This window comes from Candidatus Seribacter sulfatis (assembly GCF_964187635.1).
GTDB lineage: Bacteria > Verrucomicrobiota > Verrucomicrobiia > Opitutales > Seribacteraceae > Seribacter > Seribacter sulfatis.
The window spans coordinates 21,601-31,058 of sequence record NZ_CAXLMO010000107.1 but is presented as its reverse complement, the minus strand read 5'-3'; the positions used below and the strand labels follow the sequence as shown (position 1 = coordinate 31,058).

Here is a 9,458-nt window from a genome sequence, read left to right as displayed (position 1 = left end):
CTTATGATGCGAGAAGTAACAAATGAGACAACAAGGATTATTAAAAGTTAATTAAACGGTATCAAGAGGGTAAATATATTGCTCTCTTGTCATTAAAAAAAAATGAATACATTCGAATACGCTTGAAAATATTAAAATTATACAAAGAAATTAAATGTTATGAAAATTACTACCCCAATGACTATTTTGTGCCTTATACTAAGTCTATTTTTATTTGCTCGAATAGACATGTGGGCTTCTGAAAAAAAGGATGATTCGAATGAAACGGTTTACAAAGCCGAGAAGAATTACGACGGTAAGAAAAAAGAATACAAAACAATTGAGGCAGTTCAGAAAGAAATTCGGGTCACCCTTTCATTGGAGGGATATTTTGAGGATGTCGATGCCGTTCCATTCAGCATTGATACAATTTCATGGTCTGAAATAAAAGTTCTCGCCCCACCTCTCCACGGGAGTGCTATCCTAGAAGGAAAAAGCATTCTGGGAATTGATTTGGAAAAAATTCAAAAAAAATTGAGTGAGATGAATCACGAACTTTCAATCCTCAATTTAAATCACAAAATTCTTGCTTCTGAATTGAGGAGGGACGAAAAGATCAACAAAATCGAACTGGATAAGATGAAGCGCTTGGAACAATACAATCGGGACGAATTCAACCGGTATAAAAAAATCGAACTCCCTTATGAAAAAAAATCCGCCGCTTATGACCTTAAAAAATATGAAGAGAATTTATCCTATGTAATGGAGGAGTTGACTCAACTAAGGAAAATGTATGAAGCGGATGATTTGACTGAAGAAACCGAAGAGATCATCCTTCAACGTACCCAGAATGATGTAAACCGGATGAAGTTTTCACTCGAAGGTGCTAAAATTAGAAAGGATAAAACTTTAAAGCTCGAAATTCCTCAATCAGAGTCTGAAAAGCAATACTCCTTCGAAAAGAAAATTCTTTCCTACAATGCAAATCGAATCATTAAACCGGCAGAGTTGAGGAAAAAAAACCTAGAGATAAAAAAGGTCGAAGAAGAAAAAAGAATTTTATCTGAAAATAAAGTAAAAATAGAGAAAGATTTACTCACATTAAAAGCCCTGTCACCTACAGCAGGGACCTTATTTGTTGGGACATTCGATCGGGGAAAGTGGTCGGGAACCAAACTGTTCGAGGCAAAATTAAAAAAAGGTGGTCTTTTAAAACAGTACGAAGAATTTATTACCATCTGCCCCGGTCAAAATATTCAGGCAAGAATTAAAATACCCGAGAAAAATCTTCTCGAACTTTCTGGAGTAAAAAATGGTAGATTAATTCCCGGCACCAATCCCGATCAGAAATTGAACGCCAACATTCAAGAAATCAAAAAGTTCCCAATCGAACCGAAAAGCTATGATGCTGTGGTTAACTTTACAACTCCCGACGGAGAAAAGCCTCCGCTTCCCGGTTCATCCTGCATTTTTAAAATAATCACTTACCAAAACGAGAACGCCATCACAGTGCCGAAGGCTTCAGTTTTTAAGGAAGAGCACGATCCGGAAATCAGGTATGTCTATCTTCTTTCCTCCAAAGGGAAACCGGTGAAAAAAATTGTAAAAACTGGCAAAACTTCAGGGGAGCGAATCGAAATAGTGAAGGGTATTCAATTAAATACGAAAATTTTAAAAGAAAAACCAGACGCTTAGGCGTCGATTCCTTTCTTAAAATCAACGGAAGTTTCAAATGACTTTTTTTTTGCAATTGCTTCTGTTGTGTTGCATCTGCATCTCCTGGCTGCATTCAAGTGATCAAAACTCGACTTACCAGAATGAACAAGCGCTCAGGGATGCAATTTCTGAGGGTTCCCAGTTTCTCCTTCAAAACCAAAATGAAGACGGTTCATGGGGTACAGCTCAACAAACCAAGGGATTAAATATTTATGCTCCTATTCCGGGAGCTCATCAAGCCTTTCGATTGGCAGTCACTGCCCTCTCCATCTCTGCTCTGCTTGATGTCCAAAAAGATAACTTGGCTTTCCAAGATACTATTACTAGGGGCAAAGAATATCTGCTTGAAAATCTGGGTAATCTTCGTCGGGCCACTCCTATGGCAATATATAATGTGTGGTCACACGCTTACGGTATTCAGGCACTGGTTAGATTGTATGAATCTTCTACTGATAAAGAAGAGATTAAAAAAATCAGGGGGTTAATAAGGCAACAAATTTCAATGCTTCAAAAATATGAGTCTATTGATGGCGGATGGGGGTACTATGACTTTAACGCCCAAACCAAGCAGCCTTCTGGATCCTCTATCTCCTTTGTCAACGCCACCGCATTGGTGGGATTGAAGGAAGCAGAAGAGATCGGTATTACAGTTCCCCCCAAAATGGTACAAAAGGCATTGGACGCAATCCGCAGGCAGCGCCTGCCTGATCACAGTTACCTCTATGGTGAATACTTAAAGAACAAACCTAGAAGAGGAATCAACCGACCGGCAGGAAGCCTGGGACGATCCCATGCCTGTAACTTAGCACTTCAGGTTTGGGGCGATAAAACTGTCACCGCAAAAGTTCATAAAATATGCCTAGACCGTCTCGTGAATAGAAACGGATGGTTAGACATGGCACGAAAAAGACCGATACCTCATGAATCCTGGTTCGCAGTTGCAGGATACTTCTTTTACTACGGCCATTTATACGCCTCCCTCTGTATTGAAAAGCTTCCTATTAATCAACAGGCTGATTATCAAAGCAAACTTTCACAAATCCTAATTCCACTGCAGGAAAAAGACGGTTCGTGGTGGGACTTCCCTTTTTATAACTACCACCAACAATACGGTACAGCGATGGCTTTAATTAGTCTTAAACGCTGCCTTCCTTAATATTCTTTGATAGAGAAATCTTTGAAATGAGGTTCGCCCAATTTAGTCTCTCGTTCCAGTGAGTACCAATAATTCCTTAATTCAGTACCGACCTCTTCTACCATCTTGCCAACCTGACTATCTTTCCCTTCCACTAATAACTTAACCTTGCCATTATTTAAATTCTGAACATATCCCGAAACAGCATATTTCTTTGAAATTTGTAAAACCTTCCATCGGAATCCAACTCCTTGAACTTTTCCAGAATAAATTACTTGTATACGGGACATTTGATTAAAAAGTTCTACAAGAAACTATTTGACCTCACCACAGGAGGGTGGAAATATGTGTACATCATTCCTTTTTACAACTAAACGCAAAAATTTTATGAGCCAATACGAATTTGAAAACAATCAAGATGGCGAATGGGATGATAGTGGTGATGTTGCATGGAATGAAGCAGATTGGCAAAAATTCTTACGCAATGCAGATAAAGAAGTATCCAAATTCATAAGTGCTTACAATAAGGTATCTGGCAAAGAAGACCGTATTGATGCAACGGCAGCAATTATGGGTTGGCATCGTGATGATTGGTCTTCCTTAGATGAAGAGTTAGACGAGGAAATGATTAAACAAATACGCCCGGTTGAAATGGAGGAACTCAGTAAAATGGAACCTTACACAATTCATAGGCACCCAATCTACATTTCAGCAACCGGACTATACGCATACCTTAGGACTGCTTGGGAACATTACATGAGAAATAATCGAGAAAAATCTTCTTCTCATTTGTCATGGAGTTATTGTGCAAGTCTCTCAGAGGGTGAAAGGCATTCTGTACTTGCTTCTAATTGCTTAGACTTAGGAGATTTCCTGCTCGCGGTTTGTCATTTAAAAAAAGCACATGCCGCATTAAATGAATCTCTTCGTTTGAACAGACTATTCACTCATCAATCAGATTCTGTTTTTGAAACTTATCAGTCGGAATCTAATATGAGACTGCATGATCTGCGCGAAATTTGGCTACGAGTGATGCATGATTGTAGGAAGTAATTCTTAAAGCATCCCTTTTAAAGAGCTCGTTTTTGAACGAGCTTTTTTATTTTAATACTTAATCCACTCCATTTATATAGTTAACTTTGGTATCATTTTAATATTCCAATAGCGGATAGTTCGATATTGCCAAGAATTTCAATGATGCAAAGTATAAGACCATGATAAATTTAAATAATTTAATACTTTGGATTGTTACCATTTCATTCCTCTCTAATTTGAATGCAAAGAAACCAAATATATTGTTTATTTTTGCCGATGATCAATGCTATGAAACAATTGGCGGTTTGGGGTTAACTGATATCGAGACCCCTCACCTCGACCGTTTGATGAATTCGGGGACTAGTTTCACACGGGCGTACAACATGGGGTCATGGAGTGGAGCGGTTTGCTTAGCAAGCAGAGCGATGTTAAATACTGGACGATTTATCTGGCGTGCTCAAAAGGCATCAAATCAAGCCGAAACTGAACGGGCAGATGGAAGGTTCTGGTCCGAAAACATGAAGAGTGCCGGGTACAAAACCTACATGACAGGGAAATGGCATGTCCAAGCAAGCGCCGAAAAATGCTTTGATATCACTAGAAATGTGCGAGGAGGCATGCCGAATCAAACTCCCGAGGGATACAACAGACCATTGCCTGGAAAACCAGACCAATGGAGTCCCTATGATCGGAAATTCGATGGTTTTTGGAAGGGTGGAAAGCACTGGAGTGAAATTGTGGCGGATGATGCGATTGACTACTTGTCAGAAGCTAAAAAGCATGCAAATAAAAATCCTTTCTTTGCCTATATTGCCTTTAACGCTCCCCATGATCCACGACAGGCACCCAAAGAATTCATTGATAAATATCCCCTAAACCGAATCAAGGTTCCCTCCAATTTTCTCCCCATGTATCCCTATAAAGATAAAATCGGGTGCCCTCATGGACTACGGGATGAAAAGCTCGCTCCCATGCCTAGAACCAAACATGCCATTCAAGTCAATCGGCAGGAATATTACGCAATCATTACCCACATGGATCTCCAAATTGGACGAATCCTAGATTCATTAGAAAAATCTGGCATGGCAGACAACACCTATATCTTTTACTCCGCAGATCACGGATTAGGAGTTGGGCATCATGGATTGCTGGGGAAACAAAATCTTTATGAGCACAGCACTCGTGTCCCATTTATTATTCAAGGACCTGCGATTCCAAAAGGAAAGCGAATTGAATCCCCGATATATTTACAAGATGTAATGGCAACCAGCTTGGCCCTAGCAGGAATTGAAAAGCCCAAACATGTGGAATTTAATGACATCTTACCTCTTGCCCTCGGGAAGACTAAAAAGTCTCCCTACAAAGAAATTTACGGTGCCTATTTGAATGTTCAACGCTCCATTACTAAAAATAACATCAAACTACTCGCTTATCCCAATGTACCCTTGCTTCGAGTTTATGATATTGCCAAAGACCCTGAGGAAAAGAAAGACCTTGCACCCACACAAAAAGGAAAGGCACTAATCAAAAAACTTTTTCCACAATTAGTGAAATTACAAAAGAAAATGGGGGATTCCCTTGATCTGCCTAAGTCATTTCCACTTATTGCATCCCAATAAGAGCTCGTTTTTGATAGAACTAATAATACAGCAACTTTTCACAATTTATAGATAGATCGGTTAGTTACTAGTGCGGGCGATTTTTTTACTTTTAGTAAATTTTTAAAGAATAATTAATTAGTTTTATTTAACTGTAGGCAAATAAGCCGCCTTTTATCGCGGGCAAAAAGGAAACCATCAGCGAAAGAAAAATGGGCTCTGGACTCAGAACCCAAAATTTGTTGACGAAACAAAATATCACAGCTTTTTGATGATGCATTTAAAATTACTAATTCACCGCTTTCCAATAAGACTACTATTTTATCGCGGACTCGGATCAAGTTCCCTGCACCTATTGAAGGTGCTTGCCACATAATTTCGCCGTCCTCTAACCGAATGCATCTGATCACCGGACTTCTTTCCTGCCTGCCATGGAATCCATAAATATATTCTCCTAACGCCACCGGAGTGGAATAGTGACAATCCATTATCCCTTTTTTATGCCATAACTTTTTGAATTGCGGTTTTTCATTTTTATTTTCTTCCTGATATTGCCAAAGCCCTGCACCCAGATCGTAACAGGATGAAAGAAACACCCGATTCCCTATAATTAAGGGCGATGTTGCATTTACTGAGGCATTTATTGGGGAACGAAATGGAGTAAAAAATTCCTCAGTGCCGGCATTAATATCCATCGCCAGGAAGCCTTTCCTCATAAAAGAAAGAGAAAATGATTTCCCGTTTACAAAGAAAGGGAGAGAGGAGGAATAATCATTTCCGTATGGTTTACTGGACCATAATGTTTTTCCACTTGTTAAAGAAAAAGCTACGACTCCAACTGTATTTCCACCAACATCAAAAATGACTCGATCGCCTACCACCAGAGGCGATGAGCATCTCCCAAAGAAACCTTTTGGTGATTGAAAGTCCTTCTTTAGATCACGTACCCAAATTGGTTTCCCCGTTGTAATATCTATCCCATAAATGATTCCCTGAGCACCATGCGTTACTATCAAGCCACTATTTATCGATGGTGTTGAACGTGGTCCATTCCCCATACCGAAACTATCTTGGTAGCCAGAAAAGTAACTGTGCTGCCAAATTTGTGCTCCGGTATCAATATTCAAACGATGTACGATTTCATTCTCCCCAACTCGGTCATGAAAGTAAACAGATCTCGCATGTATTATTGGAGTCGACCATCCTGAACCAACTGAAATTTTCCATTTCATTTCAAACTCTTTTCCTTCAGGGGGTAAAGAAATGGTATTGTTTTCGGATGAACCGTTATAGTTTGGACCCAGCCAATTACTCCAATTCTCTGCCATTAATTGGGGAATTGAAACCAATAAAAAAGAGCCCATTAATACAAAAATAAAAAACATAATAAGTGCAACCGGTCCGCTACATTAAAACTTTATTGAACATCATAAGTTTCAGCTTTCAGGGCATCTCCTAATCCAAGTTCTTTTGCGTATTGAAAAAGTAATAGCTCATTTGCTTTTCTTTCAATAAATCCAAGCTCTTTTCTTTGCATATTTAAAACGCTTAACGCTGCCCGATCGACAGAAAGAGGATTTTCACTCAGTAAAAGAGTTGATTCCCTACCTAAAAACTCGGCGTCAAATTGGCCTGCATTTGCAAATTGATAGTGACTGAGGTCCATTATCGAATAAAGTCGATTTTCCCAAAGTTCAGGAATTGCTAAAATTTCGGCGACAGTTGCTGGTGCTAAAGTTGGTTTATTTAAGAACCTTTGGTAATTTGAAATTGCACCCGTGGTCATGTTTGCCGATGCACCCTCGATCCCAAGGCTCAAATGATCCATTGCAACCGATAAATTAATCCAAAATACATCGTTGAGAAAAAGGATGCTGGGAAGATAGCTTTTCCTTTCTTCCGCTATACGCATTAATCTGTCTTGGGGATATTGAAGAAAAAATCTCGCCCGGTCATGAATTGTGGGTGGCATAGGGCTATCATGTAGCCAAATCGGGTTGAAGTAATTTTGATTACGCGAAGATACAACTTGGTACCCGTTATAAAGATTATCTATCTTGCGAGGTGAACTAAATCCCGCTCTTGCAAGAGATAATTCATCACGATCCACAAGAAATATCTGATCTTTTTGATACCCCCGTTTAGATAAAATATTCAATAATGCATCAACTAACAAAGAAGAAACTTGAAGTCCAGGGGCATGCTTTGTTTTAATTTTGATTGCAATATTGGAAATCGTAGAAGGTCTTAGACGGGGACCACCGCGATTCTCTGCTGCTGAAATTAATTTTCGTAATGAACTTAAATACTTTCCCTTCATGCTTTGTGCTCGAAATATATCCATTGATCTAGTATCAATGGAATCTACTTTAATACTATTGAAGGGGGGTGCAGGGAATTTCACCTCGCCTTCAACCACTACTCGCAGGCAGACGAAACTAATTAAAAAAAAAGAGACGCTTGCTTGACGTTTCACCATCCTTTGAAAAAAATAATTCATGCACTTTATTAAAACATGCTTAATGATGGTTGCCTCAGGGTCAATCTCACTGATCATTTTTAGTTGTACTGAAGAACCACAATCCAACGAACCTGAAACTCAGGTAGTAACTCCGCCTGTTAAGCCAGACTTATCGGATGCGATTCAGAAAAGAGTAGAAAACAAACCAGAAGAAGCAGTCCTACTACTGAGAAAACACAATGAAAACTTTCCCGACTCGCCCGCTATTTTAATCCAACTCAGCCGAGCACTCGCAGATAGTGGCCAATACCCATTAGCAGCATTTCGAATCGAACAAGCCATCTCCGCAGGTGCAGATAAAAATTTATTACTCGAATGTGCGGAAATTTATCAACTTGCCGGTGATTCAGATTCTGCACAAGAACGCTTAAAACAATACTTATCTGCATTCCCTGAAGATTTAAAAGCCTGGAATAAGTATGCTCAGACATTAATTACAAGCGGAAACGAAACAGAGGCATTAAACGCATTCGAAAAAGCAAGTTCAATAGCCTCTCCAACCGACTGCTTACTAGTTGCCAACCTATATACCAAGAAAAAAATCTATGTAAAAGCCGAGTATTGGTTTCGTGAATCTATTCAAAGAGAAACTAAACCAAGTGTACTCCCTCTACTAGGATTACTTCGGGTAAAATTTCTAATTGGGGATGAAAGTGCAGCGGAAGCACTGATACTCGCAATTGAAAAATCTTATCCTAGTGAATTGAATAATGATGCTCGAAGTGAAGACTACAGTTCATTGATCATTAGAAGAAGGCTCGCTGAATTTGGTAAAAGAGAGGTCGTAGTTCAGAACTTGTCGATTAGCGAATTAGCCCAAGAACTTTTGAGTGAACCTAAAAAAGTAATACCCGCGGTCATTTCATCTGGACCGAAGCTATCCCCTCCCCTTTCTGATTCATCGTACATCGAAGAAAAAAATAATGAAGTGGAAGAAATTAGTGATGAAAACATTGGACCACAAACCACTTTAGCTGAAGCTTTTTCAATAGAGAACACACAGCTTATAAAACCGAGTCCACTTGAATTGGGTTGGAGTTCTTTTCTCTCCGGAAATTATTCTGAGGCGTTAATTCATGCGAGAGATTCAATAAAATTGAACAGTAAGGACTCAGAGGCATGGCGGTTAACCTCACAAGCACATTTTCAACTGGGAGAAATTCGCGAAGCAGAGATGACAATTCTTGAAGCAATTCGTCATAATCCAAATGATTTAAAAACTCGTATGGATTACCTTAATATCGCTCGAGAAACTCTCTCTTCAAACCGATATCTTGTAGAGTTGGAAAAAACTCATGAACGATTCCCGGATTCCGGTGAAATTCTGTGGCAATTAGCAAGGCGTTACCATATTGTAAATCGCATGCCTGTTACCGCGGGAATATTATATAGAAAATTACTCACTATTGTCCCAAAAGGAAGCCCCTTATATTATCAATCTGAAATGGAATTAATCAAAATACAAAATCTGTAA

8 protein-coding genes are annotated in these 9,458 nt (G+C 39.2%); 5 read left to right on the top strand and 3 right to left on the bottom strand.

What is annotated here, in order from left to right:
- Positions 1-159 precede the first annotated feature (159 nt).
- Positions 160-1,674, top strand: a complete 1,515-nt coding sequence (locus tag ACKPQ5_RS09965; RefSeq protein ID WP_407678958.1) for an efflux RND transporter periplasmic adaptor subunit — start codon at positions 160-162, stop codon at positions 1,672-1,674.
- A 37-nt stretch (positions 1,675-1,711) separates the two neighbouring features.
- Positions 1,712-2,851, top strand: a complete 1,140-nt coding sequence (locus tag ACKPQ5_RS09960) for a prenyltransferase/squalene oxidase repeat-containing protein (protein WP_407678957.1) — start codon at positions 1,712-1,714, stop codon at positions 2,849-2,851.
- Here the strand turns inward: ACKPQ5_RS09960 and ACKPQ5_RS09955 are convergent.
- A complete protein-coding gene (locus ACKPQ5_RS09955) occupies positions 2,848-3,120 on the bottom strand; it encodes an acylphosphatase (protein ID WP_407678956.1) in 273 nt (90 codons plus the stop codon). The two genes, ACKPQ5_RS09960 and ACKPQ5_RS09955, sit on opposite strands and share 4 nt — an antisense overlap.
- 97 nt (positions 3,121-3,217) lie before the next feature.
- Between ACKPQ5_RS09955 and ACKPQ5_RS09950 the strand changes: the two genes are divergently transcribed.
- Entirely contained in the window at positions 3,218-3,883 is a 666-nt protein-coding gene (locus ACKPQ5_RS09950; RefSeq protein WP_407678955.1) for a hypothetical protein, read from the top strand.
- Positions 3,884-4,044: 161 nt separating this feature from the next.
- On the top strand, positions 4,045-5,484 hold the full coding sequence (locus ACKPQ5_RS09945) for a sulfatase-like hydrolase/transferase (RefSeq protein ID WP_407678954.1): 1,440 nt from the start codon (positions 4,045-4,047) through the stop codon (positions 5,482-5,484).
- Positions 5,485-5,597: 113 nt separating this feature from the next.
- Here the strand turns inward: ACKPQ5_RS09945 and ACKPQ5_RS09940 are convergent, their stop codons facing one another.
- The gene (locus ACKPQ5_RS09940) at positions 5,598-6,827 is read right to left on the bottom strand and encodes an outer membrane protein assembly factor BamB family protein (protein WP_407678953.1); all 1,230 of its coding nucleotides are present in this window, start codon (positions 6,825-6,827) and stop codon (positions 5,598-5,600) included.
- A 53-nt stretch (positions 6,828-6,880) separates the two neighbouring features.
- On the bottom strand, positions 6,881-7,942 hold the full coding sequence (locus ACKPQ5_RS09935; protein WP_407678952.1) for a hypothetical protein: 1,062 nt from the start codon (positions 7,940-7,942) through the stop codon (positions 6,881-6,883).
- A gap of 43 nt (positions 7,943-7,985) precedes the next feature.
- Between ACKPQ5_RS09935 and ACKPQ5_RS09930 the strand changes: the two genes are divergently transcribed.
- Positions 7,986-9,458 carry a tetratricopeptide repeat protein gene (locus ACKPQ5_RS09930; protein WP_407678951.1) on the top strand — a complete coding sequence of 491 codons (1,473 nt, stop codon included), beginning with the start codon at positions 7,986-7,988 and terminating at the stop codon, positions 9,456-9,458.

What these genes read in the sequence shown, in the direction of transcription:
- ACKPQ5_RS09965 (WP_407678958.1), top strand. Translation starts at nt 160, where the DNA reads ATGAAAATTACTACCCCAATGACTATTTTGTGCCTTATACTAAGTCTA.
- ACKPQ5_RS09960 (WP_407678957.1), top strand. Translation starts at nt 1,712, where the DNA reads ATGACTTTTTTTTTGCAATTGCTTCTGTTGTGTTGCATCTGCATCTCC.
- ACKPQ5_RS09955 (WP_407678956.1), bottom strand. Translation starts at nt 3,120, where the DNA reads ATGTCCCGTATACAAGTAATTTATTCTGGAAAAGTTCAAGGAGTTGGA.
- ACKPQ5_RS09950 (WP_407678955.1), top strand. Translation starts at nt 3,218, where the DNA reads ATGAGCCAATACGAATTTGAAAACAATCAAGATGGCGAATGGGATGAT.
- ACKPQ5_RS09945 (WP_407678954.1), top strand. Translation starts at nt 4,045, where the DNA reads ATGATAAATTTAAATAATTTAATACTTTGGATTGTTACCATTTCATTC.
- ACKPQ5_RS09940 (WP_407678953.1), bottom strand. Translation starts at nt 6,827, where the DNA reads ATGGGCTCTTTTTTATTGGTTTCAATTCCCCAATTAATGGCAGAGAAT.
- ACKPQ5_RS09935 (WP_407678952.1), bottom strand. Translation starts at nt 7,942, where the DNA reads ATGGTGAAACGTCAAGCAAGCGTCTCTTTTTTTTTAATTAGTTTCGTC.
- ACKPQ5_RS09930 (WP_407678951.1), top strand. Translation starts at nt 7,986, where the DNA reads ATGATGGTTGCCTCAGGGTCAATCTCACTGATCATTTTTAGTTGTACT.